We start from the raw sequence: 24799 nt of genomic DNA, 5'->3' as shown, positions 1-24799 counted from the left end.
CCACGCCCGCTGCTCCGGCGCCGGCGGCTGAAGCCGCCGCGGCCCCGGTCGCCGCCGAAGCCGCCGCCCCCGCCGAGGCTGCGGCTCCCACCGTGGACAAGGGCGACACCACCTGGATGCTGGTCTCCACCGTCCTGGTGCTGCTGATGATCATTCCGGGCCTGGCCCTGTTCTACGGCGGCCTGGTCCGCCAGAAGAACATGCTCTCGATGCTGATGCAGGTCTCGACCGTGACCGTCATCGGCATGATCGCCTGGCTCTTCTACGGCTACAGCCTGGCCTTCACCGACGGCGGCGGTCTCGACAGCTTCGTCGGCGGGGCCGGACGGCTGTTCCTGAAGGACGTGACCCCGGCCTCGACCGTGGCGACGTTCTCCACGGGCATCGCCATCCCCGAGTTGGTGTTCATCTGCTTCCAGATGACCTTCGCCTGCATCACGGCCGCCCTGGTCCTGGGCGGCGTGGCCGAGCGGATGAAGTTCGCCGCGGTGGTGCTGTTCGCCATCCTGTGGCCGATCCTCTCCTACTATCCGATGGCCCACATGGTCTGGTGGTGGGCGGGTCCCGACGCGGTCGCGGCCGCGCCGAAGGATCCGATCCAAGCGGGTCTGATCTGGAGCTTCGGCGCTCTCGACTTCGCCGGCGGCACCGTGGTGCACATCAACGCCGGTATCGCCGCCCTGGTCGGCGCGCTGATCGTCGGTCCGCGCAAGGGCTACGGCACTGAAGCCATGCCGCCGCACTCGCTGACCCTCACCCTGGTCGGCGCCGGCCTGCTGTGGGTCGGCTGGTTCGGCTTCAACGCCGGCTCGAACCTGGAAGCCAACGGCTACGCCGCGCTGGCCATGATCAACACCCTGGTGGCCACTGCCGCCGCGGGTATCTCGTGGGTCGCGGTCGAGTGGATCACCCGCAAGAAGGCCAGCATGCTCGGCCTGGCTTCGGGCCTGGTCGCCGGCCTGGTCGCCGTCACCCCCGCCGCCGGCTTCTCCGGCCCGGTGGGCGCCGTGATCCTCGGCCTCGTGGTCTCGCCGATCTGCGTGTTCTTCTGCTCCACCATCAAGAACACGCTGAAGTACGACGACAGCCTGGACGCCTTCGGCATCCACGCGATCGGCGGCATCGTCGGCGCCCTGGCCACCGGCCTGCTGGTCAACCCCGCCTGGGGCGGCGCCGGCGTGGTCGACTACACCACCTGCGCCCTCGACGGCGACATCTCGACCTGCGACACGGCCGCCTACGTCATGGGCACCCAGGTCATGGCTCAACTGAAGGCCGTCCTGGTGGCCATCGGCTGGTCGGGCGTCATGTCGACCATCGTCTTCTTCGTGATCAAGTTCACCGTGGGCCTGCGCCCGTCGGTGGAGACCGAAGAAGAGGGCCTGGACATCACCGAGCACGGCGAGCGCGCCTACCACACCTAGGGGGCGAGCGCGGGCGGGGGCCTGGGGAGACCTCCGCCCGCATCCATCTCGGAAAGTTCTGGAAACGGGGTCCTTCGGGGCCCCGTTTTTCGTTAGGCGTCAGAGCGCGCTTACGCGTCCGGCCAGGGGCCGCCCAGGCGGCAGCGTCGCACCCACCAGCCGGGGCGTAGTGCGGCCACCCGTTCGGCCAGGGCGTCGGCCTCGATGTCGCCGGCGCAGATGGCGAAGCAGGTCGCGCCGGAACCGGACATGCGGGCGATCAGGGTCTCGCGTTCGTCGGCGAGGGTGGCCAGCACGTCGCCGATCTCCGGCGCCAGGGCGACGGCCGGCGCCTCGAGGTCATTGCGCATCATGCAGAGCCAGCCGGCCAGCTCTTCGACGCTCTCGAAGGCGTCGGGCATGGGCGGCGGCGCGATGTCGCCGAAACTACCTGCGGTGTCGAGCGCGCCGTAGACGGCGGGGGTCGAGACGCCGACGCCTGGATTGACCAGCACCGCCTCGATCGCCGGAAGGCCAGGCGCCGGAGACAGGAGCTCCCCGCGGCCCTGGGCCAACACGGGTCGCCCCCACAAGCAGGCCGCGCCGTCGGCGCCTAGCGAAGCGGCGACGCCTTCCAGACCGGCGTCGTCGATCGGCACGTCCAGGGCGGTGCGCAGCAGGCGCAGCGCAGCCCCGGCGTCGCTAGAGCCGCCGCCGAGGCCGGCGGCCACCGGCAGCAGCTTTTCCAGCGACAGGCCGACCAGCGGCTGGGGCCCGCGCGCCTTGGCCAGCAGGGCCCGGGCGGCGCGCAGCACCAGGTTGTCGCCCTCGCTCCCCAGCATGCCGGCGAAGGGGCCATTCACGCGCACGCTGAGCACATCGGCTTCATGCAACGCCACGCGATCGCCAATGTCGGCGAAGACCATAAGGCTGCAGAGCGGGTGATAACCGTCAGCGCCGGGCGCCCCGACGTGCAGGAACAGGTTGATCTTCGCCGGCGCGAAGGCCACGGGGAGCACTACTGTCCGGCGACGCGGGGGGTCGCCGAGGGGCCGCGCGGCCCTTGGCCGGAAGCCAGCTTGGCGTTCACGTCGGCCTTGATCCGATCGTCGGGATCGAGGGTCAGCACCCGGCGCCACTGATACTCAGCTTCGATCCGCCGGCCGACCCGCCAGTAGGCGTCGCCGAGGTGGTTGTTGATCTCCGGGTCGCCGGCCTCGAGTTCGACCGCCTGTTCGAGCAGGTCGACCGACTTCTTGTAGTCGCCGAGCCGGTAGTGGGCCCAACCGAGGGAGTCGATCATCGCGCCCGATTGCGGATTGGCGGCGACGGCGCGCTCGACCATGCCAAGGGCTTCGGCCATCCGCTCACCCTTGTCGATCCAGGAATAGCCCAGATAGTTCAGCAGCTCCGGCTCGTCCGGACGCAGCTTCAGAGCCGCCTCCAGATCGTTCTCGGCCTGGGGCCAATGTCCGGCCCGCTCGAAGGCGACGCCACGCATGTAGAGCAGCCGCCAATCGGGGGCCGGGCGGGCGGCGATGACCTCGGTCAGCACCTGGGCGGACTCGGCGTAGCGGTCGTTGGCCCGCAGGATGTCCGCGTAAGTGACCTTGGCTTCGGGATCCGGGCCGGCGGCGTCGGCGGCCGCGAGCTTTAGCGCCTGATCCTGTTGTTTGGCGTTCTGGTAGCTCCAGACCAGCTTGGTGCGGGCCGCGCCATATTCCACCGAGCCGGGCTTGGGACGAGCATAGGCGGCGCGGGCGCCTTCGATGTCCCCGGCCGCCTCCATCAGGTCGCCGACCATCAGCCAGGCTTCATTGCGGCCCGGATCCAGCCGCAGGGCCAGGCGCAGATAGGCCAGGCCGAGCTGTTCCTGGCGGGCGGCGAGCATGCCGGCCGCGGGGGCGATCAGCACCTGGGCCGAGCCCTGGCGCAGGGTCGGCGCGGGCGGCGCGCCCTTGCCGCTCTCGGCGCGGGCGCGCGCGGCGACCAGGCCCTGGTTGGAAGGTTGGTTCTGCAGGGCCCGGTCATAGAGGGCGATGGCGTCGGGACGGCGGTTGCGCCGCTCAAGGAAGCCGCCATAGGCCAGGACGGCGATGTCGCCGGGGGTGTCGCCGCCGGTGATGGCCTTGTAGTCGGTCTCGGCCTCGTCATAGCGACGGGCGCGTTCGAACAGGTAGGCTTGGCCGAGCTGGCCGAAATAGTCGACCACGCGATCGCCGCGCATTTCGGGGCGAACCAGCGAACCTTCGGCGTCGCCGGCCATGGCCGCCGCCCAGGGGGCGAGCAGCGCAGCGGCGCCGCGGTGGGGGAAGCCAATGGCGTCGGCGCTGAGTGTGGCCTGCGCGGCCTTGCCCTCGCCAGTGGCCATGTACTCGACGCCCCTGACCAGCTGGCCCAGGCGCTTGGTCGATTCCGAGGCTTCGGCCCCCTCAGGCGCCAAGCTGGCGGCCTTAGGAATGTCGCCGGCGAGAACCGCGGCAGTGAAGGCCCGGTCGCGCAGCAAATCGCTGGCCCCGCCCTCGACCTCGGCCTTGGCGAAATAGGCAGCCGCCTCGGCCCCGGCGCCGTCGTTCAGCGCTCCCTGGCCGGCCAGGAACGCGCCATAGGCCGAACCGCCCATGCCGTCGTTGACGGGCGGGGTCCAGGCGACCTCCTCGGGCGCCGTGGCGCAGGCGGCGACAAGCAGAAGCGGGGCGATGGCGACAAGCAGACGGCGCATGCCCCGACCCTCGGCGCTTTCGCGAGCGAGTTCAAGGCGTCGGCGATGAACTCGGGTTAATTCAGGATCCAAACGCAAAGCGCCGCCCTGGAGGCCAGGGCGGCGCGATGTCGGAGCGTGAAAACCGCCCTACATGTTCGGGTAGTTGGGGCCGTCGCCGCCTTGCGGCGTGGTCCAGTTGATGTTCTGCGACGGATCCTTGATGTCGCAGGTTTTGCAGTGGACGCAGTTCTGGAAGTTGATCTGGAACTTCGGATTGTTCCCGGCCTCGTCGTACAGCACCTCATAGACGCCGGCCGGGCAGAACAGACGCGCCGGCTCGCCGAAGCGCGGCAGGTTCACCTCGATCGGGACGCTCGCGTCCTTCAGCTTCAGGTGGGCCGGCTGGTTCTCGTCGTGATTGGTCGAGGACAGGAACACCGACGACAGCTTGTCGAAGCTGAATTCGTTGTCCGGCTTCGGATAGACGATCGGCTTGTAATCCTTGGCCAGGCCGGTGGCTTCGGCGTCGGACTTGCCGTGCTTCAGCGTGCCCCACGGCGACCAGCCGCCCAGGATGTTGCCGATCATGGCGTCCAGGCCACCGAGCACGATGCCCGGGATGGTGCCGAACTTCGACCACAGCGGCTTGAAGTTGCGGACCGCCCACAGCTCCTTGTGGATCCAGGACTTCTTGTAGGCCTCCTCGTAAGCGACCAGCTCGTCGCTGGCGCGCCCGGCGGTCAGGGCCTCGAAGGCGGCCTCGGCTGCCATCATGCCGCTCTTCACGGCGTTATGGCTGCCCTTGATGCGCGGGACATTGACCATGCCGGCCGAGCAGCCCAGCAGCACGCCGCCCGGGAAGTACAGCTGCGGGAGCGACTGCGAGCCGCCCTCGGTGATGGCGCGGGCGCCGTAGGCGATGCGCTTGCCGCCGGCCAGGTAGTCGCGGATCGCCGGATGGGTCTTGAAGCGCTGGAACTCGTCGAAGGGCGAGAGCCAGGGGTTCTTGTAGTTCAGGTGCACGACGAAGCCGATGGCCACGTAGTTGTCCCCGAAGTGGTACATGAACGAGCCGCCGCCCGTCTGGTTGTCCAGCGGCCAGCCGAAAGTGTGCTGGGTGAGCCCGGGCTCGAAGTTCTCGTCCGGAACCTGCCACAGCTCCTTGATGCCGATCCCGAATTTCTGGGGTTCCCGGCCGTTGGTGAGGCCAAAGCGGGCCTGAAGCTGCTTGGCCAGCGAGCCGCGGACGCCCTCGCCGATGAAGGTGTACTTGGCGTGCAGCTCGATACCCGGCTGGTAGTCGGCGGTCTGATTGCCGTCCTTGTCGATGCCGAACACACCGGCGACGACGCCCTTCACCGAGCCGTCAGCGTTGTAGACGACTTCCGAGGCGGCCATGCCTGGATAGATTTCGACGCCGAGGCCCTCGGCGTGGGTCGCCAGGGCGCGGCATACGTTGCCGAGCGAGGCGATGTAGTTGCCGTGGTTCAGCATCCACTTCGGGAACGGCAGGAAGGAGATGTCCAGATCGCCGTTCGGGCCGAGGATCACGAACTTGTCGCGGGTGACCTTGGTCTCCAGCGGAATGCCCAGCTCTTTCCAGTTGGGCAGCAGCTCGTTGATGCCCTTCGGGTCGATGACCGCACCGGACAGGATGTGCGCGCCGACTTCCGAGCCCTTTTCCAGCACCGCGACCGTAATCTCGCTGCCGGCCGCTTCGGCCAGTTGCTTCAGGCGGATGGCCGCCGATAGGCCCGCGGGCCCGGCGCCGACGATCACGACGTCGTATTCCATCGCTTCGCGTTCGATTGTCTCAGTGGCGATGGTGTCGCTCATGATCCCCGTAACTCCCAAAATGCCGCGCCCGGGGTTCCCCTCCCCTTTGCTACACGCAGCGTTGATCCTTCGCGCGACTTATTCGAAGCTTGCATTCGGGCGGTCAAGCGCGAACTCCGCTATAGACGCCCTTTAGAGACCTGATGACGCAAGCTTCCACCCTCGATCGCACGGCTGAGAGCCTCCTCGCCTTCTGGGCCGAGGCGGGCGTGGACGCCATGCTGCTCGATACCCCGATCGATCGGATCGAGGCTGGGAAGTTCGTCGCGCCCAAGCCGGCGGAGAAGAAACCGCCGGCCGCGCCGGCCCCGGCGCCGCGCCCCGGCGTAGCCGCCGACGTCGCCTCGGCGGTGCTGGAGGCGCGCCGTCTGGCCTCTGAGGCCCAGGATCTGGAGGCTTTGAAGGCCGCGATCGCGAGCTTCGACGGCTGCCCGCTGAAGTTCGAAGGCGCCAAACAGGCGGTGTTCGGGCGCGGATCGGCCACTGCGCCGCTAATTGTGATCGGCGAGGGTCCGGCGGCCGATGAGGATGCGCAAGGCGAGCCTTTCGTCGGCCGCGCCGGTCAGTTGCTCGACAGGATGCTGGCGGCGGCGGGGCTCTCCGACAAGGTGTTCATCACCAATACCGTCTTCTGGCGTCCGCCGGGCAATCGCACGCCCTCGCTGCAGGAGCAGATGGTGTGCCAACCCTTTGTAGAGCGGGCGGTTGAGCTTATTTCGCCGCGCATGCTGCTGCTGGTCGGCGCACCCTCGGCGAAGTCGATGCTGAAGCGCGACGAGGGCATACTTTCGCTTCGCGGTCGCTGGTTCGAGTGGCGTTCGGAGGACGGAAAACTAGAACTGCCGGCCATGCCGACGCTGCATCCGGCCTTCCTGCTGCGGCAGCCCGGAGCCAAGAAGAAAGCCTGGAGCGACGTTCTGACCCTGGCCGAGCGGCTTGATCGCCCGGACCGTGGCGCTTAAGACTCAAGCGTCACGGGAACTGAGGGCCACGTTTTAGCCGCGCGTAGAGGCGGCGACGTGGGGATCGCATGCGGGGACGCACAGGCATGCGGATCACGGCCTTGGCCATGATCTGCGCAGCCATTGCAGGTACGACGAAAGCCGCGCCCATGGCCCTGAGCCCTTGGGATGCGCAACGCTACGCGGCCGCGTTCGACGCGGTCGATCGTGGCGATTTCATCGACGCCGAAATGCAAACGTCCGAGATCAAGGATCGGTCCCTGGCCGGGCACCTGGCTTTCCGCCAACTGATGCGGCCGGGCGGACAGGCGACCTATGACGATCTGGCGCGCTGGCTGGAGCAGTACAACGACCTGCCCGGCGCCGAGCGTGTCTACACCCTCGCCCAGAAGCGTAAGCCGATCATCGGCGGTAAGCCCCTGAGGCCGCCGCTGCTGGCCGGCGCCGACTGGCGACGCGTCGAAGTCACCGCCCAGGGCATCTCCGGCAAGGCTTCGCCTGACCGGACGCTGTCGGCGCGGCAGGCGTTCTATTCGGGCGATGTCGAAAAGGCGCTGGAACTGGCGCCCGCGGTCGGAGAGCGCTGGATCGCCGGCCTGGCCGCCTATCGCCTCAAGAACTACGCGCTGGCCGAGTCCTTCTTCAGTCAGGTCGCGCGGGACGAGCAGGAAGATCCCTGGCTGCGTTCGGGCGCAGGCTACTGGGCCGCGCGCGCCGCCGAGCAGGCGGGCGACGCCGCCCGCGCGGAAGGCTTCCTGAAGCTGGCCGCGCGCCACCCCGCAACCTTCTACGGCATGATCGCCGAGCGCCGCGTGCGGCTGGCCGCGCTGGACGACGCCAAGTCGGCGGCCCCGGCCCCCGAACTCACCCCGGCGGCCTTCGTTTCCGCGCCCAGCGCGCACCTGACCCCGTTCATCCGCGACGACGCCCGCGCCCATCGCGCCACCGCCCTCGCCCAGGTCGGGCTGCCGGTCGAGGCTGGGCTGGAGCTTCGGGCCGGCCTGGCGCTGGCGAGGACGGCTGAGGAGCGCTCCCAGTGGATGTCGCTGATCCTGTCGCTGAACGCGCCGCTCACCTCGGACGCCGACGTCGCCTCGACGCTGCCGATCACCCGCGCCCCGCCTGAGCCGGACTATCCGACGCCGGTGCTCGAGCCGCGGTCAGGCTTCACCATCGACAAGGCGCTGGTCTACGCGATCGTGCGCCAGGAAAGCCGCTTCAACCCGCAGGCCGTCTCGCCAGCGGGCGCGGTGGGCCTGATGCAGGTGATGCCGGAGGCCGCCGCCCGCGCCGCCGGCGACGATAAGCTCAAGGCCGACATGAGCCCGATGTTCGACCCGGCCTTCAACCTGCGTGTCGGCCAGGACTATGTGACCTGGCTGATGGAGCGCGGAGTCGGCTACGACATCCTGCGAGCGGTCGCGGCCTACAACGGCGGTCCCGGCACCCTGCTGAAGACGGCCAAGGTGTTCGGCGACGAGGCCGACAGCCTGATGCTGATCGAGTGCCTGCCCAGCCAGGAGACCCGCAACTACGTCGAGAAGGTGATGGCCGGCTACTGGACCTATCGCAAAAAGTTCGGGCTCGACACCAAGACCCTGGACGCGGTGGCCAAGGGCGCAGGCTTCGTCGACGCGCGGCTCGACCGCTAGCTGAGCAGGGCCGCGCGGCCGAGCCGGCGGCGCAGGTCGGCGATATCGGCCGGCGCGATCTTCGCAAAAGCGGCCGCCCCCACCAGCACCCCGGCCAGCTTCGGCCTCGTCAGCCGCTCGATCAGGCTGGGCGCTTCCGCCAACAGCAGCGCAGCGCCGCCCTGGCGATCCAGGTGCCGCCGAACGCTCTCTTCCCAGCCCGGGCGCAGCCTCAGCGCCGCCGGCAGAACCAGAAGCACGTCACCCCTGGCCTTGCGGCCGGCCGCCGCCAGGCCCGACGCCACCTCGGCGCCGGCGTCCTCGCAGATGTCGAGGGTCGCGTCGGTCGAGCCGGCGTCCGCGCAGATCACCTCGCGCACCAGGCCATCGACCGCGGCCGGCACCAGCACCGGCAGCAGGGCGGCCAGCTCGCGCTCGCTGTTCAGGGTGGGAATGACGACAGAGATCATCCTACCTTGAGGCGACGCTTCGGCGCGCGCGTCAAGCGCCGCGCCCCATATGTTCTTGCTTTGTTCTTTCCCACGCCTATGATGGCGCGGTGAGCACATTCACCCAGCAGATCACGGTCAGGGGCCGCGGCGCGCGCTCCAACGCCAGCGGACGGTTCGAGAGCCAGGTCCGCGAGGCGTTCGACGACGGCTGGACCTTGGAGGATCCTGAACCCGGGCAGCTGAAGACCACGCTGACGGCCGAGAAGGCCAAGACCATCATCGCCAAGAACGACAGTCCCGACGTCGGCTTCTCGCGCTCGATCAATCCCTACCGGGGCTGCGAGCACGGCTGCATCTACTGCTACGCCAGGCCGGCGCACGCCTATATGGGCTTGTCGCCCGGGCTCGATTTCGAAAGCCAGCTGTTCTTCAAGCCCGAGGCGGCCGGGCTGCTGGAGAAGGAGCTGTCCGCGCCACGTTATCGGCCCGAATTCATCCATATCGGCGGCAACACCGACCCCTACCAACCGACCGAGCGCACGGCGCGGGTGACGCGTGGGGTGCTGGAGGTCATGAGCCGCTTCAATCATCCGTGCTCGATCATCACCAAGTCGGCGCTGATCCAGCGCGACCTCGACATCATCGGGCCGATGGGCCAGCGCAACCTGTGCCGGGTAGCGATCTCGGTGACCACGCTGGACCGAAAGCTGGCGCGCAGCATGGAGCCGCGGGCGGCGACGCCGGAGCGGCGGATCGCCACGATCAAGGCCCTGGCCGACGCCGGCGTACCGACGGTGGTGATGTTCGCCCCGGCTATTCCAGGCCTCAACGACCACGAGATGGAGGCGGTGCTGGAGCGCGCCGCCGAGGCTGGCGCGACCGGCGCCGGCTATGTGGCGCTGCGCCTGCCGCGGGAGATCAAGGACCTGTTCCGCGAGTGGCTGGCCACCGACCATCCCGACCGCGCCAGCCGGGTGATGTCGCTGGTGCGCCAGATGCGCGGCGGGCTGGACTACGATCCCGACTGGGGCAAGCGAATGCGCGGAGAAGGCCCGATCGCCGACCTGATGGCCCAGCGCTTCGCAGCGGCCAAGAAGCGGCTGGGCCTGAACACCAAGCTGGGCGCCCTGGACCTCAGCCAGTTCAAGGTCCCGCCCAAGGCCGGCGACCAGGGCGACCTGTTCGGGTGATCACGGTATTGTAGAGTTCAGGAAAGCGATGCAACCTATGGGGTATTCTGGAGGGGGAAGCCCGATGGCCAAACGAGTCGGCCCGATCGATCCGCAGCCGCTGACGAAGACTGTGCTGAACGTGCAGGCCTTTCTGCTCATCGGCGAAGTCGCCATGGCGGCCCTGTCGATGGTGGAAATCAATCGGCTCTCGAGCGGACAAGCGTCGATTTACGACACCATGCCGGCGGTCAGCTTCGTCGCGCTCTACTATCTCGGGGTCTACGTCGTGGCGGCGTTCCTGACCCTGAAGTGGATCTATCGGGTCAATCTGAACGCCTCGACCTTAACCCGGGGCAAGACGATCTCCCCCGGCTGGTCGGTCGGTTGGTTCTTCGTTCCGTTCGCAAACCTGGTCATGCCGTTCAGGGCCATGCGTGAAACCTGGCGGATCAGCCACGCGCCAGGCGACTGGCGGCAGGCGGCTGCGCCCGACCTGCTGAACTGGTGGTGGGGGCTATTCTTGCTTACCAGCATCCTCGGAAATGCGTCGGGCCGCATCAGCGTCGGCACGCAGACGCAAAGCACGCTGGTGCTGAGCGAACAGCTCTCGCTGGCGTCGTCTTGCCTTGCAATACCGTTGATTCTGTTGCTGCGGACGATTGTCCGCCAGCTGACCGACGCCCAGACCCACGCGCTGAGGGTTCAAACCTTCGATGAGCCAGGCGCGGCGGCGACCGTCAGCGGCTAAACACTCCCACCAGCTCGACATGCGGCGACCACAGGAACTGGTCGACCGGCAAAACGCGTTCGAGGGTGAAGCCGGCGTCGATCAGGGTGCGGGCGTCGCGGACGAAGGTCGCGGGATTGCAGGACACGCCGATCACCCTAACCACCTTCGAGCGGGCGATTTCGGCGGCCTGCTCGGCGGCGCCGGCGCGCGGCGGGTCGAAGACCACGGTGTCGATCTTCTTCATCTCCTCGGCCAGCAGCGGCCGGCGGGTCAGATCGCGGGCCTCGGCGGTGATCCCGTGCAGGCCGGGCGCGGTGGAAACCGCCGCCTGCAGGGCGCGAACCGCCGGGGCGTGGCCGTCGGCAGCGAGGACCGGGGCGATCTTGGCCAACCGGAAGGTGAAGGTGCCGACCCCGCAGAACAGGTCGGCGATGCGCTCAGCCCCCGCGGCGGCCTCGACCACCTGCGCGGCCATGACGTCTTCGGCTGCGGGGACCGCCTGCAGGAAGGCTCCGGCCGGCAGCGCCACCGTGGCCCCGCCGATCCGGACGGTGGGCTGGTGCTCCATATAGGCGACCTCACCGTCCAGGGTGACTCGGGCGAAGGCGGCTTCGGCGGCGATTTCGGCCATGCGCATCCGCGCGTCGGCGGAAAGACCGCCGCTTTTGCGCTCGACGCCGGAGATGTCGATGTCCAGCCCCGTGGCGGTCAGGGTGACGTGCAGGGTCGGCGCAGACTTCGGATGCTCGAACAGCGGGGCGGCCATCCGGCGCAAGGCCGGCAGGGCCGCTTCCAAGGCCGGATCGGCGATCGGACAGGCGCTGATGTCGATGACGTCCCAAGACTTGCGGGTCTTAAAGCCCAGCCGCGCACTATCCTTGCGTCCTTGCCGGGCGTGCAGGGCCAGCCGGCGACGGGTGTGCGGCGCTGCCGCGAAGGCCGGCAGAATTTCGGTTTCGATGCGCTCGCGCGCCAGGGTGCCGACCAGACGCTCGACCTTCCAGGCCAGATAGGCGCCATGCTCCCAGTGCTGCAGGGCGCAGCCGCCGCAGACCCCGAAGTGCGGACACGGCGGGGCGATGCGCTGCGGGCTGGGCTCGAGAATGGCCTCGACCTCACGGCGCTGCGGGCCGGGCGCGAGGCGCACGCGCTCGCCCGGCAGGGTGAAGGGCGCATAGAGCGGACCTGCCGCAATCCCGTCGCCTTCGCCGCCTACAGCCTCGATCTGAACCTCGACCATGGGGCCGGAGGAAGCGTCGGTGGGTCGGGCCCTATGGGGCCGGGGACGTCGCATACTGCAAGGCTCGTTTCGTAGGTTCGAACGCCGCAAACCCTTACCGGGAAGGGCGTCAATGAAGATGAACGTAGATGAACGGGCCACTCAAGCTCCGTTCAGACTCGTTCAGCCAAGTTCCATAGCGCAGGCGGGGCCTCGGCGCCGCCTACCGAATGACTAAAGGAGAAAGCCGATGAACCGCGCCCTTGCTCTCGCCGCCGCCGGGATGATGGTGATCGCCGCGCCGGTCGCGATCCCGAGCGTCGCCTCGGCGCAGTCCTATGCCTCCTGCCAGGAACAGCAACGCCAGCAGGCCAACAAGGGCACCATCGTCGGCGGCCTGGTCGGCGCATTGGCCGGCGGCGGCGTCGCCTCCAAGGGCGTGAAGACCGAAGGCGCCCTGCTGGGCGGCGCGGTCGGCGCCGTGGCCGGTCACCAGATCGCTAAGAGCAACGCCAAGTGCGCCAACTACCGCCCTGCCCCGCGCCCGGCGACGCGCTCAAGCAACAACTACCAGCCCAGCAGCTACGCCCAAACCAGCAGCAACTGCCGCTGGGTCCAGGAATCCTACGGCGGTCGCAACCACAGCTACGAAGTCTGCCGCGGCCGTGACGGCACGTGGCGTCCGAGCGGCCGCACCTAGGGCCCTCGCGCCCGATCATTCTGTTCAAGTCCAGGGGAATTAGACGATGAACTTCCGTTCGACCTTCGCCAAAAGCACGCTAGCTGGCGTGGCCGGGGTCATGGCCCTGAGCGCCGCAGCCAGCGTTCCGACCTTCGCCGCGGCGCAGTCGGCCGGCTACTACGGCAATAGCGGGACCTATTACGACCCGTGCCGCCGCGACACGACCAGCCGCGGCACGGTCGGAGCCCTGATCGGCGGCGCCCTCGGCGCGGCGATCGGCTCCAACGCCGCGGCCCGCAACGCTCGCACCGAAGGCGCGCTGCTGGGCGGCGCCCTGGGCGCCATGGGCGGCGCGGCGGTCGGCAAGACCTCAGCGGCCTGCGCTCCGACGACCGCCTATCGCGCGCCGCAGACCAGCTACAACGGCTATTACGGCCAGCGCTATCAGGAGCCGGCCTATGCGCCGGCCTATGACGAGCGTCGCGACTACGATCGCAGCGAGCCCTATCGCGTGGTCCAGGCGCCCCCGCAGGCCGATGGCTGCACCCTGGCCGAGAGCCCGATCTACCTGCCCGATGGCCGCACGCAGAAGCGCTTCGTGCGCGTTTGCCAGGACGCCAGCGGCAACTATCAGGTCGTGGACTAACCTTCCCTCCCAAGGGGGAGCCCGTCGGCGTATTCGACGGACGGAAGCCGCCCGCCCAGCGCGGGCGGCTTCTCATTTTTCGGGACGCCACCTCAGATTATAGCGCCGCCCGTCGAAATAGTTGAAATCCCGACATAATAGTCGTTCGCGCATTTGAGATGTCGAGGGAACTGACGCCCACGTTATTGAGCACACGATAGCGTCTGAATTGTAATTGCCTCCCACGGTCCCGAGGCGCATCTAGCGCCCTAGTGTTCGCCGACTCCGAATGAGAGTCAGCGCCGATTCCAGTGCTTTTGCGAATGCGTCAACCCGCCGATGTCATCGGAGGGTCAGCGCTATGCCGACTGCATGGCGCAAGCGAAGAAAGACGGAGGAAGCCATGATCATGTTCTCCACCCGCGCGAGGATCACCGGGCCGATCCCGGACGCCATCGCCTGGGCGATGGAGGTCGCTCAGATCGTCACCAAGGCGTCCGGCGTACAGATCGAGGTCGCCAATCGCGTCGGCGGCTTCAACGACGTGATCTGGGTCGCAAGGCTCGACGACCTGGCGGCAGTCGACAAGCTGATGGGGACGGTCCAGGCCAGCGCGGACTACCTGGCGGCCCTGCGCACGGCGAATGAGAAGAAGCTGTTCGAAGTGCTCACCGTCGAGCAGGCCTTCTGGCGCACGCTCTAGGGGCGGGACGCCCACAGCAGGTACTCGTGGTTGCCGTCGCCGCCGACGATCGGGCTGTCGGCGGTGGCGCGCACGATCCAGCCTGAGACCTTCAGGAACTCGGCGACATCGGCCAGGGCGCGGGCGCGGGCGGCCTCGTCCTTGACCAGCCCGCCTTTGCCGACGTTCTCCGGCCCGACCTCGAACTGCGGCTTGACCAGGGCGACCAGGTCCGCGCCGCCAGCCGCCAGGCGAAGCGCCGCAGGCAGCGCCTTGGCCAGGCCGATGAAGCTGACATCAGTCACCACCAGGTCCGGCGCGACCGGAATAACGTGGGCGTCCAGGTTGCGCGCATCGACGCCTTCGAGCGAGACCACGCGCGGATCGCCGGCGAGCTTGGGGTGCAGTTGGCCACGCCCGACATCGACCGCGTAGACCCGAGCTGCGCCGCGCTCAAGGCAGACCTCGGTGAAGCCGCCGGTCGAGGCGCCGACGTCCAGCACCGTGCGCCCCTCGACCTGCACTGGCCACAGATCCAGGGCGTGGACCAACTTCAGCGCGCCGCGGCCCACATAGGGATGGGCGGCGGCGGCCTCGATCTCGGCATGCTCTTCGATCAGTTCCGAAGGCTTGCCGAGGCGGCGGCCGTCGGCTGCGACGCCGCCGGCCTCGATCGCCGCGCGGGCCTTGGCGCGGCTGTCGAACAGGCCGCGCTCGACCAGGACGACATCCGCGCGTTTTCGGCCCAACAGCGTCTCAGGCTTACGCCTGCTCCTCGACGAACAGCTTCTTCAGTTCGTTCTTGAGAATCTTGCCGTTCGGGTTGCGGGGCAAGGTCTCATGCCAGAAGCGGACCTGCACCGGCACCTTGAAGGCGGCCAGGTGCTCGGCGACGTGGGCCCGCAGCTCGTCCTCGGTGGCGCTAGCGCCAGGCTTGAGGGTGACGACCGCGGCCGGCTCCTCGCCGAGGGTCCGGTGCGGAATGCCGACGATCGCCGCGTCCATCACCGCCGGATGATCGTAGAGAACGTTCTCGACCTCGATGCAGTAGATGTTCTCGCCGCCGCGGATCAGCATGTCCTTGGCCCGGTCGATGATGAAGCAGAAGCCCTCCTCATCAACGCGCGCCAGGTCGCCGGTGCGGACCCAGCCGTCGACGAAGGTCTGGGCGGTGGCTTCCGGCTTGTTCCAATAGCCCTTCACGATCTGCGGGCCGCGCGCCCACAGCTCGCCGACCTGGCCCGCGGCCAGCACGGTGACGCCGTCGGCCGGATCACGGATCTGCAGGTCGCTGACCGGGACCGCCGGGCCGCAGCTGTCGGGGCGGTTGGCATAGTCCTCGGCGCCGTGGGTGGTGACGGTGGCGCAGGTCTCGGTCATGCCCCAGCCGTTGCCGGGGGCTGACTTCGGGAAGGTTTCCTTGATCTTGCGCACCAGCTCGGGGGCCGAGGGCGCGCCGCCATAGGCGACCGATTCCAGGGACGAGAGGTCGTAGTTGGCGCGGGCCGGATGCTCGATCAGCTGCCAGGCGATGGTCGGCACGCCTCCGGCCGACTGCACCTTCTCGCGCTGGATGAGTTCGAAGGCGCGGATCACGTCCCACTTGTGCATCATCACCAGCTTGGCGCCGCCGGCCAGCGACGGGTTCAGCACGGCGAAGCAGCCGGTGACGTGGAAGAACGGCACCGAGATCAGCGACGAGCGCTGTGGGGCATTGGGATCGGGCTCCGGCGGGGCTTCGCCGCGGCGCAGAAAGGCGCGGGCGCCCCCGACGGCGCCGGCCATGATGTTGGAGTTCACACCCCGCTGGGTGGCCAGGGCGCCCTTCGGCTTCCCGGTGGTGCCCGAGGTGTAGAAGATGGTGGCGTCGTCGTCGGGCAGGATCTCGACGTCCGGCAGCGGCTGGTCGGGCAGCTTGGCCCAATCGTTGGCGCCGCCCAGCACGCTCTCCAGGGTAGTCACTAGCGGATGGGCGATCTCCTCGCGGTCGCGGCTGACATAGGCGCGGACGAGATCGGGGCAGTTGGGCAGGTGCTCGGTCAGGCGCTCATAGCGCTCGGCGTCCATCACCACGACCTTCGAGCCCGAATCAGTCAGGCCGTATTCCAGCTCCGGGCCGGTCCACCAAGCGTTCAGCGGGGTGACGATCGCGCCCAGCGAGGCGGCGGCGTAGAAGGCCACCGGCCACTCCGGCAGGTTGCGCATGATCACGGCGACGCGGTCGCCCTTCCCTACGCCATCGGCCGCAAGCTGGCGGGCGAAGGCCGAGACGGCGCGATAGAAGGCCTCGAAGGTGACGCGCTCGTCCTCATAGACCAGGAACACCCTTTCGCCGTGGGCGCGGCCCAGTTCGACGATGGAGCGGATCGAGGGGGGCAGGTTCTTCCAGGTCCGGGTCGGAACGCCGTTGATGACGACGGTCTCGATCTCGGCCGGCGTGCCCGGCGCAGTGATCAGTGCGTGGGCTTGGGCGATGGACATGGCGGGCCAGCCAGCCGGCAGTTCAGCCTCGGACATAGGCGTTCTCCTAATGCTCGCGCGGGCATTCACACGCCCGCGTCGTCATAGGTGAACAAGCATAACCTAGCGTCAGAGGCAAACAGACGTTTGACGCGGGGAGAACAGTTCCTCCCCTTCTGGGGGAGGTGGATCGCCAAAGGCGAGACGGAGGGGAATCGGACTTAGCCGTCCAAGTCCCCCTCAGTCAGCCATGCGGCCGACAGCTCCTCCGGAGGCGGAGCCACCGGTCCTTGTTCAGACCACCGCCTCCAGCAGCGAGAGCGCGTGTTCCAGCTTGGCCTTGGCCGCTTCGGATTCGGCCAGGCGCTCGCGGTTCTCCTCGACCACCTCTTCCTTGGCGTTGGCGACGAAGGCCGGGTTGCCGAGCTTCTTGTTCACGTGGGCGATGTCGGAGGCGTGGCCGGCGATTTCCTTGGCCAGACGGGCGCGTTCGGCCGTCAGGTCGATGAACTCGGCGACCGGAAGGGCCAGGGTGGCGCCGTTGACGACGAACGGGATGGCGCCCTGCGGCGCCTGCTCGACGAACTTCACCTCGGCGACCCGCAGGGTCTGGGCGATGACCGAGGCGTTGGCCTCGAACACCTTGCGCTGGCCCTCACTAACCTCGATCACCAGCAGCGGCGGGCGGGCCGAGTGGGGGACGTTGAGCTCGGCCTTGACCGAGCGCCCCTCGCTGACTGCGGCGACGATCAGGCCGATTTCCGCGTCGGCGTCGGGGTCGATCAGGCTGTCGGCCAGCTGCGGCCAGCGGGAGGTGATCAGCATCCCCTCCCCGCGCGGCGCGCCGAGGTCGGCGGTCTGAGCCCACAGTTCCTCGGTCAGGAACGGCATGACCGGGTGCAGCAGCTTCAGGATCACGTCCAGCGCCCAGGCGGCTGTGGCCTGCGTCTCGGCCTTGGCGGCCTCGTCCGCGCCGTTGAGGATCGGCTTGGCGAGCTCGACGTACCAGTCGCAGAAGGTGTTCCAGATGAACCGGTAGAGGCCGGTGGCCGCGCCGTCGAAGCCGCAGCCTTCCAGCGACTTGGTCACGGCGTGAGCGGTGCGCACCGTCTCGCCGACGATCCAGCGGTTGAGGACGTTCTCGACCGAGGCGGGATCGAAGCCCTCAGCGCGGGCGCAGCCGTTGACCTGGGCGAAGCGGGCGGCGTTCCACAGCTTGGTGCCGAAGTTGCGATAGCCCTCGATGCGCTGGCGCGAGAGCTTGATGTCGCGCGCCTGGCCCGACATGGCGGTCAGGGTGAAGCGCAGGGCGTCAGCCCCGTACTCGTCGACCAGCTCCAAGGGGTCCATGACGTTGCCCTTGGACTTGCTCATCTTCTTGCCCTCGGCGTCGCGAACCAGGGCGTTGATGAAGACGCGGTCGAAGGGAACCTCACCCATGAAGTGAAGGCCCATCATCATCATCCGGGCGACCCAGAAGAAGATGATGTCGAAGCCGGTGATCAGGGTGCTGGTCGGGTAGAAGCGCTCGAGATCGGACGTCTTCTCCGGCCAGCCCATGGTCGAGAACGGCCACAGGCCTGAGGAGAACCAGGTGTCGAGGACGTCGTCGTCCTGGCGCAGCGGCTCGTCGTGGCCGTAGTGTTCGCGGGCCAGGGCCTTGGCGCCCTCGTCCGTCTCGGCGACGAAGATCTTGCCGTCCGGGCCGTACCAGGCCGGAATGCGGTGACCCCACCAGAGCTGGCGCGAGATGCACCAGGGCTCGATGTTCCGCATCCACTCGAAGTAGGTCTTCTCCCAATGGCGGGGCTCGAAGACCGTGCGGCCTTCCTCGACGGCCTTGATCGCCGGCTGGGCCAGGACCTTGGCGTCCACGTACCACTGGTCCGTCAGGTAGGGCTCGATGACCGCGCCCGAGCGGTCGCCGTGCGGGACGGCGTGGCGGGTCTTCTCGATCTCTCGCAGCAGGCCCAGTTCCTCGAAGGCGGCGACCACCTTCTTCCGGGCCTCGAAGCGGTCCAGGCCGCGATACTCGGCCGGAGCGTTTTCGTTGATCTTCGCATCGTCGGTGAAGATGTTGATCATCGGCAGGTTGTTGCGCTTGCCGACCTGGTAGTCGTTGAAGTCGTGCGCCGGGGTGATCTTCACCGCGCCGGAGCCCTTCTCGGGGTCGGCGTACTCGTCGGCGATGATCGGCACCGGCCGGTTCACGATCGGCAGCCGCACGGCGCGGCCGATCAAGTGCTTGTAGCGCTCGTCGCTCGGATGCACCGCTACCGCGGTGTCGCCGAGCATGGTCTCCGGACGGGTGGTGGCGACGACGATCTCGCCACTGCCGTCCTCGAGCGGATAGGCGAAGTGGTAGAAGGCGCCGTCAACTTCCTTCTGCTCGACCTCGATGTCGGAGATGGCGGTCTGGAAGTGCGGATCCCAGTTCACCAGCCGCTTGTCGCGATAGATCAGCCCCTGCTTGTGCAGGGTGACGAACACCTTACGGACCGCGGCCGACAGCCCCTCGTCGAGGGTGAAGCGCTCGCGGCTCCAGTCGCAGGAAGCGCCCAGGCGGCGCAGCTGGTTGGTGATGGTCCCGCCGCTTTGGGCCTTCCACTCCCAGACCTTGGCGATGAACTCGTCGCGCCCCATGTCGCGGCGGCCGATGTTGCCGGCGGCGGCCAGTTGGCGCTCGACCACCATCTGGGTGGCGATGCCGGCGTGGTCGGTCCCGGGCAGCCACAGCGCCGCCTTGCCGCGCATCCGCTCAAAGCGGGTCAGCACGTCCTGCAGCGTGTTGTTCAGCGCATGGCCAATGTGCAGCGAACCGGTGACGTTCGGCGGCGGGATGACGATCGAGAACGTCTCAGCGGCCGGGTCGGACGACGGCGCAAACGCGCCCGAAGCCTCCCATTCGGCATAGAGACGGGGTTCGGCGGACGTGGGGTCGAAGTTCTTTTCAAGCATCAGAGGCGCTGCATACATTTTCGATCATCGGCGTGGAAGCGCGATGACCCGGAATCAATCGACCCGGCGCGGCGGAAACCGGGCCGGGTCGATCGGAAATGGGTGCGAGAGCCCGCCCCTCGCGGAGCGGCGCTCGCCGTTCGTTAGCGTACTCGGCCGCGAGCGATGCGTTCGACTTCCTGGTCGACGGTCGTCTGGACGATGCCGGGCAGGTTGTCGTCCAGCCATTGCTTCAGCAGCGGGCGGAGCAGTTCGCGGACCACGTCTTCCAGGGTGCGGCCGTCAGCCGGCATCTGGATGGCAGCCGACAGCTGGCCGAAGGCCGAGGCCGCTGCGTTGGCGGCCAGGGCGCCGACCAACCCCTCGCCGACTTCGACGACGGGCGCCGGCGGCGGCGTATAGGGTTCGGGCTCGGGATCGTCGCTGACGCTCGGCGTGTAGACGTCGAGATCGCCGACGGTCTCAACCCGCTCGGTCAGTTCCAGGACGCCGTCGTCTTCCTCGGGCTCCGGCTCGGGCTCGGGCTCGATGATCGGCGCAGCAGCCTCAACCGGTTCGGGTTCCGGCTCCGCCTCGGGCGCAGCGGCGTCCGCCGGCGCGTCATCTTCCGAGATGATGCGGCGGATGGAGGCGAGGATCTCCTCCATCGTCGGTTCTTGCGAAGTCTGTTCGGACATTTCGAGGGCCGTCGCCTGGGTGCGAGAGAGAATCCGTCACGCCAAGCTAGGCGCGACGGTGTGATCCTGCAATTTCCGCCAGAAGGCGCAAGCTCCTATTCGCCTCGCAGGCGACTAGGAGCTGCAATTGCCCTACTTCGTCGGGGGGGCGACCCGCTGGGTGACCGGCTGCGTCACCGGTTGGGTCGCCGGCTTCTCGACAGTCTTCGGCGTCAGGACGCCGTCCACCACCGCGATCGGCTCTTCCCAAGGCACCCAGCCCCAGGTCACGCGGTTATGCTTGAAATTGGCGGTCGGGTCGTAGCGCGTGATGCTCGGCTCGAGCATCGGGCCTTCGAGACGGCCCATCTGCACCAGCACGAGGGCGGCGGCCACGAACTCGTCGCGGCGGGCGGCGACCTGCGACAGCTCCGCGTTGCGCAGCTCTTGCTCGGCGTTAAGCACGTCGAGGGTGGTGCGCAGACCGACCTGCTGCTCTTGGCGGGTGCCCTCGGCCGCGATGCGGGCCGCATTCACCTGCTGGTTGGTGGAACTGATGCTGGAGCGGCTGGCCAGATGCTGGTTCCACGACTGGGTCAGGCTCTGCATCACCGCCCGGCGCGCCACTTCGACGCCGATCCGGTCGGCGTTGTTGCGCTCCATGGCCGCGCGCACGCGCGAGGACGTCAGGCCGCCGGTGAACAGCGGGATGGTCAGGGTTGCGGTGGCGCGGACCTGGCGGGCAGCGTCTTCGCCGGCCCAGGGGTCGGCAGTGCCGCCGTAGCCGACCGAACCGCCGATGCCGAGGTTCGGCATATGCTCAGCCCTGGCCCCGGCCACGCGGGCGCGGCTGGCTTGCTGAGCGTACTCCGCCTGGCGGATCTGGGGGTTGTCGACCTCGGCGGCCTCATAGGCCTGAGCGACATCGGCCGGCAGCATGGCGGCCAGATCGGGTTCACCGGCCAGGTCGCCGGGATTTTGGCCAACGACGGCGGCGTAGGCCGCGCGACTGGCGGCGAGTTGCGCCTGGGCCTGGGAAAGCTGGGCCTCGGCGGCGGCCAGGCGCGCTTCGGACTGGGCGACGTCGGTGCGGGTGATCTCGCCGACGTCGAAGCGGGCCTTGGACTCGTCCAGCTGGCGTTGCAGCACCCGGACGTTCTCTTCGCGGATGCGCAGGCCTTCCTGGTCGCGCCGGGTGTCCGCATAGGCCTGGATCACCGACTGCATGACGGTGGCTTCGGTGCGACGCAGCGCCTCGCGGCCGGCCAGGATGTCGGCCTCGGCGGCGTTCACCGCGGCGGCGACGCGGCCACCGGTGTAGATCGGCTGGGTCAGCGACAGGGTGGCGCTGGCGTTGTTGTCTTCCCGCTTGCCGCGGACAATGGTGTCGCGAATGCCGTCGCCGTCGGTATCGACCAAGCCGGCGCCATTGGGCGTGCGCAGCTCGCTGTAGGAGAAGTTCCCGCCGAGCGAGGCGTTCGGCCGGTAGCCGGAACGAGCCTGCACCCAGTTCTCGTCGAGAGCACGTTGGGTGGCCCGCTGCGCCTGCAAGGTCGGGTTGGAGTCGTAGGCCAGCGCGATCGCCTCGGCCAAGGTTTCGGCGGAAGCCGGCGCGGCGATACTCAGCGCAAGTCCTGCGCTGTAGACCGCGGCCAACAAACCCCCGCGACGACTATTGAACATGGTTATCCCCGAAACGGCGTAGTGAGACCGGCTCTATATGACCGGCTATTCGAGCCCGGACTAGTGGGCGCTACCTTAAGCTTTTTTCACGGCGCAGTTTCGACCATGTTTCAAGCGCGCCATCTAGAGCGTGACAGCGGGCAATGAATGCCGCTCGCGGCGAAACCTAGAACGCGAATCCGGTCTGGGGTTCGAAGCCCGGGAGGACTGGCGCGGTGGCGTCGAATAGGTTGCGACGGCCAAATCCATCGTCGGCGCGGGTGTAGAGCACGGCCTTGCCCGTCGGGCCCTCGCATTCGATGACGCCAAGCCGGCCGGCCGGAGCCAAGGCGTCGAGCCAGGCCTGCGGCGGACGCGTCACCGAGCCCTCGACGATGATCAGGTCGTAGTTCTCACCCTGAACGGCCTTCAAGTCCTCGCCGTCCAGAATGTCCACCGAGACGCCCATGGCGTGCAGCACGGCGGCGGCGTAGGGCGCGACGATGGCCAGGGCGCGCTCGCCCTCCATCGGCCGCAGCGCCTGCAGCAGCTTGGAGACCTCGCGCGGACGCAGCAGGTAGCGGCCCGGCGCGTATTCGACGTGGACGTCGGCATAGGCCTGGAACGACTTGTCGGCGGGAATCAGGTTCTCGCGGGCCAGCGCCCGCATGGCGTCGTGGATCCGCACATCGGTGACATCGTTGGTGCGAACTTGGCTCTCAACCATGTTGAGCCGGGCGGCGGCGAGATCGGCGGCCATGATTCCTCGACGGGGAAAGGCGTGAACTTTGGCGAGCTTATAGGTCCGCGCTTAACCGGAAGGCAATCGGCGCTTGAGATAGGATTGCGGTGGGCGGACGCTTCGGTTAGTGATCCGCCCTCCCCGGCTTCGGCTGGCGGCGGCCTGATGGCGGAGTGGTGACGCAGCGGACTGCAAATCCGTGCACCCGAGTTCGATTCTCGGTCAGGCCTCCAAAATTTTTCACAGATAATTCAATAAGATAACCGCGGCGGGTCCGGCAACGGCGCCCGCGACGCAGGGTAACACCCGAGTGCGGAGGCCGCCGCGAAGGCCTACGAGCAACGCTGTTTCACGTAAACGGTGGTGATCATGGAAAAGTTTGTGGGCCTGCTGGCCCTTCTGGCTGTCGTCGGCGGTCCTATAGCGATCAGCTCATATCCGCAGCCCGCTCAGGCGCAGACCCGCGGCATGGAGAATCGGGACGACCGCCGCGACACGCGCCAGACCTCTCGCTCAGTGAAGCAGGAGTGCAAGGCAGGCGATGAAAAGAACCGTTCGGAGTGCCGGCAGGACAAGCGCGACGTGAAGCAGGACGGCCGTCACGGCACGTCTACGACCACGACGACCACTCCGAAGTATTGAGGCGCGAGGCCCGCAGCGCGGGCCCTGCGACGATCAGCGCGCCATGTTGATGACGTGCGACTGGGTGAACTCCAGCAGACCTTCCTCGCCCAGCTCGGTCCCGAGGCCTGAGAACTTGGCGCCAGCGAACGGGATGTTGGGGGCGAGTTCGGCGTGCTTGTTGATCCACACCGTGCCGGTGTCCATCCGGCCGGCGAGGTCGTAGGCCTTGTCGAGGTCGCTCGACCAGATCGAGCCGCCCAGCCCGACATCCGAGGCGTTGGCGCGGCGCAGGGCGTCCTCGGCGTCCGAGAACTTGATCAGCGGCAGCACCGGGCCGAACTGCTCCTCATCGACCAGCCGCGAGCCGTCGGTGATGTCGCGCACGATGGTCGGGCGGATGAAGTAGCCCTTGCCTTCCGGGGCGACCCCGCCGGCGATGATCTTGCCGTCCTTGCGACCATCCTCGATGTAGCCGAGCACCTTGTCGTACTGGGCCTTGTTCTGCAGCGGACCGAACTGGGTGCCCTGCTCCAGCCCATCGCCCACCACCGCCGCCTCGGCCAGCTTGGCCAGTTCGTCGCACATGGCGTCGTAGATGCTCTCGTGGATGTAGACCCGCTTCATGGCGATGCAGACCTGGCCGGAGTTCTGGAACGCGGCGCCGAAGATCTTGGGGGCGGTCTCGGCCGGATTGACGTCGCCCAGCACGATGCCGGCGTCGTTGCCGCCCAGCTCCAGGGTGATGCGCTTGAGCGCCTCGGCCGCGCCGGCCATCACCCGCTTGCCGGTCTCTGTCGAGCCGGTGAAAGAAATCTTGCGGATATCCGGGTGCTTGGTGAGCTCGCCGCCCAGGTCGTTGGCGTCGGCGATGACGTTGAGCACGCCAGGCGGCAGCAGGTCCTTGACCAGTTCGGCGATCTTCAGGGTCGCCAGCGGGGTGGTGCCGGCCGGCTTCAGCACCACCGTGTTGCCGGCCAGCAGGGCGGCCGGAACCTTGAAGGCCATCAGGATCAGCGGGAAGTTCCACGGCACGATCGCACCGATGACGCCGAGCGGGCGACGGCGGAGCTCGACCTTCCGGGTCGGACTGTCGTCGATGATCTTGATCGGGATGTCGAGGCTGGCGAAATAGCGGAAGAACGCCGCCGCGCCGAAGGCTTCGCCCATAGCGTCCTGCAACGGCTTGCCCTGCTCCTGGGTGAGTATCCGGCCAAGTTCGGGAGCTGCGCCCTGGATCGCGTCGGCCATGGCCAGCAGCGCCGCGCGGCGCTCGTCGATCGGCTTGGCGCTCCAAGCCGGGAACGCGGCCTTGGCGGCGGCGACTGCCTGGTCGAGTTGCGCCTTGGAGGCCCGCGGGCAATCTGCCAGCACGGCCTCCGTGGCCGGATTGAGCACCTGCATGGTGCTGTCGCCCTCGACCAGCTGACCGTTGATCAGCAGCTTGAACGGACCCATCGCGTCGTTCCCTCGTCTAATGCCCGACCGGCTTGAGACCACCGTCCCATGTCTGAGCGGTCCCGCCAACGGTGGCGTGGCGTCAACCGGACCGTCATCACACGGATTGGATTTGCGCTGATGCCGGAAGCGGTGCAGCCTCCT

At 68.1% G+C, this 24799-nt stretch carries 21 protein-coding genes and 1 tRNA gene; 10 read left to right on the top strand and 12 right to left on the bottom strand.

All coding sequences use genetic code 11. The features are described from left to right. A partial coding sequence (locus AC1DQJ_RS01970; RefSeq protein WP_477599720.1) for an ammonium transporter occupies positions 1 to 1424 on the top strand: 1424 nt, incomplete at its 5' end. A 110-nt stretch (positions 1425 to 1534) separates the two neighbouring features. Here AC1DQJ_RS01970 and AC1DQJ_RS01965 read toward each other — a convergent pair. From AC1DQJ_RS01965 to AC1DQJ_RS01955, 3 genes are all read right to left on the bottom strand, one after another. Then, positions 1535 to 2413 carry a 4-(cytidine 5'-diphospho)-2-C-methyl-D-erythritol kinase gene (locus tag AC1DQJ_RS01965; protein WP_477599718.1) on the bottom strand — a complete coding sequence of 293 codons (879 nt, stop codon included), beginning with the start codon at positions 2411 to 2413 and terminating at the stop codon, positions 1535 to 1537. An 8-nt stretch (positions 2414 to 2421) separates the two neighbouring features. Continuing rightward, a complete protein-coding gene (locus AC1DQJ_RS01960) occupies positions 2422 to 4125 on the bottom strand; it encodes a tetratricopeptide repeat protein (protein WP_477599716.1) in 1704 nt (567 codons plus the stop codon). A 129-nt stretch (positions 4126 to 4254) separates the two neighbouring features. Further along, positions 4255 to 5943 carry an electron transfer flavoprotein-ubiquinone oxidoreductase gene (locus tag AC1DQJ_RS01955; protein WP_477599714.1) on the bottom strand — a complete coding sequence of 563 codons (1689 nt, stop codon included), beginning with the start codon at positions 5941 to 5943 and terminating at the stop codon, positions 4255 to 4257. Between the two features lie 143 nt (positions 5944 to 6086). Between AC1DQJ_RS01955 and AC1DQJ_RS01950 the strand changes: the two genes are divergently transcribed. Both AC1DQJ_RS01950 and AC1DQJ_RS01945 read left to right on the top strand, forming a co-directional pair. Continuing rightward, positions 6087 to 6905: a uracil-DNA glycosylase gene (locus tag AC1DQJ_RS01950; RefSeq protein ID WP_477599712.1), complete on the top strand. Its 819-nt coding sequence runs from the start codon at positions 6087 to 6089 to the stop codon at positions 6903 to 6905. A 68-nt stretch (positions 6906 to 6973) separates the two neighbouring features. Next, a complete protein-coding gene (locus AC1DQJ_RS01945; protein WP_477599710.1) occupies positions 6974 to 8557 on the top strand; it encodes a lytic transglycosylase domain-containing protein in 1584 nt (527 codons plus the stop codon). On the opposite strand, the gene AC1DQJ_RS01940 is transcribed toward AC1DQJ_RS01945, so the two are convergent. Continuing rightward, positions 8554 to 9006, bottom strand: a complete 453-nt coding sequence (locus AC1DQJ_RS01940; RefSeq protein ID WP_477599708.1) for a glycosyltransferase — start codon at positions 9004 to 9006, stop codon at positions 8554 to 8556. The genes AC1DQJ_RS01945 and AC1DQJ_RS01940 overlap by 4 nt on opposite strands. Positions 9007 to 9095: 89 nt before the next feature. Here AC1DQJ_RS01940 and AC1DQJ_RS01935 point away from each other — a divergent pair, with 89 nt between their 5' ends. Then, entirely contained in the window at positions 9096 to 10178 is a 1083-nt protein-coding gene (locus AC1DQJ_RS01935; RefSeq protein ID WP_477599706.1) for a PA0069 family radical SAM protein, read from the top strand. 64 nt (positions 10179 to 10242) lie between these two features. After that, on the top strand, positions 10243 to 10908 hold the full coding sequence (locus AC1DQJ_RS01930; RefSeq protein ID WP_477599704.1) for a DUF4328 domain-containing protein: 666 nt from the start codon (positions 10243 to 10245) through the stop codon (positions 10906 to 10908). Here AC1DQJ_RS01930 and AC1DQJ_RS01925 read toward each other — a convergent pair. Further along, positions 10898 to 12130 carry a class I SAM-dependent RNA methyltransferase gene (locus tag AC1DQJ_RS01925; protein ID WP_477599739.1) on the bottom strand — a complete coding sequence of 411 codons (1233 nt, stop codon included), beginning with the start codon at positions 12128 to 12130 and terminating at the stop codon, positions 10898 to 10900. The two genes, AC1DQJ_RS01930 and AC1DQJ_RS01925, sit on opposite strands and share 11 nt — an antisense overlap. Before the next feature lie 229 nt (positions 12131 to 12359). Between AC1DQJ_RS01925 and AC1DQJ_RS01920 the strand changes: the two genes are divergently transcribed. From AC1DQJ_RS01920 to AC1DQJ_RS01910, 3 genes are all read left to right on the top strand, one after another. Continuing rightward, positions 12360 to 12809: a glycine zipper 2TM domain-containing protein gene (locus tag AC1DQJ_RS01920; RefSeq protein ID WP_477599702.1), complete on the top strand. Its 450-nt coding sequence runs from the start codon at positions 12360 to 12362 to the stop codon at positions 12807 to 12809. 46 nt (positions 12810 to 12855) lie between these two features. Beyond that, entirely contained in the window at positions 12856 to 13437 is a 582-nt protein-coding gene (locus AC1DQJ_RS01915) for a glycine zipper 2TM domain-containing protein (RefSeq protein ID WP_477599700.1), read from the top strand. A 382-nt stretch (positions 13438 to 13819) separates the two neighbouring features. Then, the gene (locus AC1DQJ_RS01910; protein ID WP_477599698.1) at positions 13820 to 14119 is read left to right on the top strand and encodes a hypothetical protein; all 300 of its coding nucleotides are present in this window, start codon (positions 13820 to 13822) and stop codon (positions 14117 to 14119) included. On the opposite strand, the gene AC1DQJ_RS01905 is transcribed toward AC1DQJ_RS01910, so the two are convergent. The 6 genes from AC1DQJ_RS01905 to AC1DQJ_RS01880 all read right to left on the bottom strand — a co-directional run bounded on the left by AC1DQJ_RS01905 (position 14116) and on the right by AC1DQJ_RS01880 (position 22594). Continuing rightward, positions 14116 to 14847 carry a TlyA family RNA methyltransferase gene (locus tag AC1DQJ_RS01905; RefSeq protein ID WP_477599696.1) on the bottom strand — a complete coding sequence of 244 codons (732 nt, stop codon included), beginning with the start codon at positions 14845 to 14847 and terminating at the stop codon, positions 14116 to 14118. The genes AC1DQJ_RS01910 and AC1DQJ_RS01905 overlap by 4 nt on opposite strands. A gap of 13 nt (positions 14848 to 14860) precedes the next feature. Next, on the bottom strand, positions 14861 to 16615 hold the full coding sequence (locus AC1DQJ_RS01900) for a class I adenylate-forming enzyme family protein (RefSeq protein ID WP_477599694.1): 1755 nt from the start codon (positions 16613 to 16615) through the stop codon (positions 14861 to 14863). 237 nt (positions 16616 to 16852) lie between these two features. Continuing rightward, a complete protein-coding gene (locus AC1DQJ_RS01895) occupies positions 16853 to 19516 on the bottom strand; it encodes a valine--tRNA ligase (protein WP_477599692.1) in 2664 nt (887 codons plus the stop codon). Between the two features lie 143 nt (positions 19517 to 19659). Then, positions 19660 to 20193, bottom strand: a complete 534-nt coding sequence (locus AC1DQJ_RS01890; protein WP_477599690.1) for a DUF2497 domain-containing protein — start codon at positions 20191 to 20193, stop codon at positions 19660 to 19662. A gap of 132 nt (positions 20194 to 20325) precedes the next feature. Next, positions 20326 to 21855, bottom strand: a complete 1530-nt coding sequence (locus AC1DQJ_RS01885) for a TolC family outer membrane protein (RefSeq protein ID WP_477599688.1) — start codon at positions 21853 to 21855, stop codon at positions 20326 to 20328. A gap of 166 nt (positions 21856 to 22021) precedes the next feature. Further along, complete coding sequence (locus AC1DQJ_RS01880) at positions 22022 to 22594, bottom strand: protein-L-isoaspartate O-methyltransferase family protein (RefSeq protein WP_477599687.1); 573 nt, start codon at positions 22592 to 22594, stop codon at positions 22022 to 22024. Between the two features lie 141 nt (positions 22595 to 22735). Between AC1DQJ_RS01880 and AC1DQJ_RS01875 the strand changes: the two genes are divergently transcribed. Together AC1DQJ_RS01875 and AC1DQJ_RS01870 are read left to right on the top strand one after the other, a co-directional pair. Then, positions 22736 to 22809, top strand: a tRNA-Cys gene (locus tag AC1DQJ_RS01875). A gap of 136 nt (positions 22810 to 22945) precedes the next feature. After that, a complete protein-coding gene (locus AC1DQJ_RS01870; protein ID WP_477599685.1) occupies positions 22946 to 23218 on the top strand; it encodes a hypothetical protein in 273 nt (90 codons plus the stop codon). A 33-nt stretch (positions 23219 to 23251) separates the two neighbouring features. On the opposite strand, the gene AC1DQJ_RS01865 is transcribed toward AC1DQJ_RS01870, so the two are convergent. Further along, the gene (locus AC1DQJ_RS01865; RefSeq protein WP_477599683.1) at positions 23252 to 24655 is read right to left on the bottom strand and encodes an aldehyde dehydrogenase family protein; all 1404 of its coding nucleotides are present in this window, start codon (positions 24653 to 24655) and stop codon (positions 23252 to 23254) included. Positions 24656 to 24799 lie beyond the last annotated feature (144 nt).

The organism is Phenylobacterium sp. P4_E10, assembly GCF_056401675.1.
Note: the sequence above shows the minus strand (reverse complement) of the source record. Positions and strands in the feature narration are given on the sequence as shown.

Excerpts from the sequence above, each read along its gene's own strand:
- AC1DQJ_RS01960 (WP_477599716.1), bottom strand. The coding sequence starts at position 4,125 with ATGCGCCGTCTGCTTGTCGCCATCGCCCCGCTTCTGCTTGTCGCCGCC.
- AC1DQJ_RS01955 (WP_477599714.1), bottom strand. The coding sequence starts at position 5,943 with ATGAGCGACACCATCGCCACTGAGACAATCGAACGCGAAGCGATGGAA.
- AC1DQJ_RS01950 (WP_477599712.1), top strand. The coding sequence starts at position 6,087 with ATGACGCAAGCTTCCACCCTCGATCGCACGGCTGAGAGCCTCCTCGCC.
- AC1DQJ_RS01945 (WP_477599710.1), top strand. The coding sequence starts at position 6,974 with ATGCGGGGACGCACAGGCATGCGGATCACGGCCTTGGCCATGATCTGC.
- AC1DQJ_RS01940 (WP_477599708.1), bottom strand. The coding sequence starts at position 9,006 with ATGATCTCTGTCGTCATTCCCACCCTGAACAGCGAGCGCGAGCTGGCC.
- AC1DQJ_RS01930 (WP_477599704.1), top strand. The coding sequence starts at position 10,243 with ATGGCCAAACGAGTCGGCCCGATCGATCCGCAGCCGCTGACGAAGACT.
- AC1DQJ_RS01925 (WP_477599739.1), bottom strand. The coding sequence starts at position 12,130 with ATGGTCGAGGTTCAGATCGAGGCTGTAGGCGGCGAAGGCGACGGGATT.
- AC1DQJ_RS01920 (WP_477599702.1), top strand. The coding sequence starts at position 12,360 with ATGAACCGCGCCCTTGCTCTCGCCGCCGCCGGGATGATGGTGATCGCC.
- AC1DQJ_RS01915 (WP_477599700.1), top strand. The coding sequence starts at position 12,856 with ATGAACTTCCGTTCGACCTTCGCCAAAAGCACGCTAGCTGGCGTGGCC.
- AC1DQJ_RS01910 (WP_477599698.1), top strand. The coding sequence starts at position 13,820 with ATGATCATGTTCTCCACCCGCGCGAGGATCACCGGGCCGATCCCGGAC.
- AC1DQJ_RS01900 (WP_477599694.1), bottom strand. The coding sequence starts at position 16,615 with ATGTCCGAGGCTGAACTGCCGGCTGGCTGGCCCGCCATGTCCATCGCC.
- AC1DQJ_RS01895 (WP_477599692.1), bottom strand. The coding sequence starts at position 19,516 with ATGCTTGAAAAGAACTTCGACCCCACGTCCGCCGAACCCCGTCTCTAT.
- AC1DQJ_RS01890 (WP_477599690.1), bottom strand. The coding sequence starts at position 20,193 with ATGTCCGAACAGACTTCGCAAGAACCGACGATGGAGGAGATCCTCGCC.
- AC1DQJ_RS01885 (WP_477599688.1), bottom strand. The coding sequence starts at position 21,855 with ATGTTCAATAGTCGTCGCGGGGGTTTGTTGGCCGCGGTCTACAGCGCA.
- AC1DQJ_RS01880 (WP_477599687.1), bottom strand. The coding sequence starts at position 22,594 with ATGGCCGCCGATCTCGCCGCCGCCCGGCTCAACATGGTTGAGAGCCAA.
- AC1DQJ_RS01870 (WP_477599685.1), top strand. The coding sequence starts at position 22,946 with ATGGAAAAGTTTGTGGGCCTGCTGGCCCTTCTGGCTGTCGTCGGCGGT.
- AC1DQJ_RS01865 (WP_477599683.1), bottom strand. The coding sequence starts at position 24,655 with ATGGGTCCGTTCAAGCTGCTGATCAACGGTCAGCTGGTCGAGGGCGAC.